The 762-nt window shown below is 72.7% G+C and carries 1 protein-coding gene; it reads right to left on the bottom strand.

Translation table 11 applies throughout. The annotated features are described in order from the left end of the window. The coding region (locus AC2YHT_RS25660) for an SIS domain-containing protein (protein WP_487292614.1) at positions 1-762 on the bottom strand (762 nt) is incomplete at both ends.

Genomic DNA, 762 nt, shown 5'->3' with positions numbered 1-762 from the left:
TCGTAGCCGCGCGCCACCGACAGGCCGGCGGCCATGCGGTAGAAGCTCTGCACCAGCAGGATCGGCTCCAGCAGCGGATGGCCGGACGCGGAGGGCAGCGTCGTCGCGCCCGAAACCTCGCCGCCGGCCAGCAGCACGGTGGCGCCGCGCTCGGCCAGGCCTTGCGCCATCTTCAGCGTCGAGGCGTAGGTCTCGTCCTGCTGGGCCAAAACGAGAGCCGGGAAGCCGTCCTTCACCAGGGCCATCGGGCCGTGCAGCACCTCGGCGGCGCTGAAGGCCTCGGCGTGCAGGCCGCAGGTCTCCTTGAACTTCAGGGCCGCCTCCTGGGCGATCCCGAAACCGACGCCGCGCCCCAGGACATAGAGGTTGGTCGCGCCCGACAGCGCCGCGATCCCGGCGCTCCAGTCCCGCTCCCAGGCGGCCGCCAGGCCTTGCGGCAGAGCGCTCAGGGCGGTGGTCAGGTCCTCATCGCCCGTCCAGGCCGCCACCAGCTGGGCGATGGCCACGAGGGCGGCGATGTAGGATTTCGTCGCCGCGACGCTCAGTTCCGGTCCGGCGTGCAGCGGCAGCACCGCGTCGGCCAGCGCCGCCAGCGGCGAGCTCTCGTCATTGACCAGCGCCACAACGAAGGCCCCGCCGGCCTTGGCCGCCTCGACGGCCGCCAGCAGGTCCGGGCTCTTCCCCGACTGCGAGATGGCCAGATAGAGCACCCCCTCCAGGTCCTGCGGGGCGGCGTAGACCGACGACACCGACAGCGCCGCC

Source organism: Caulobacter sp. SRI_008, assembly GCF_057586355.1.
Note: the sequence above shows the minus strand (reverse complement) of the source record. Positions and strands in the feature narration are given on the sequence as shown.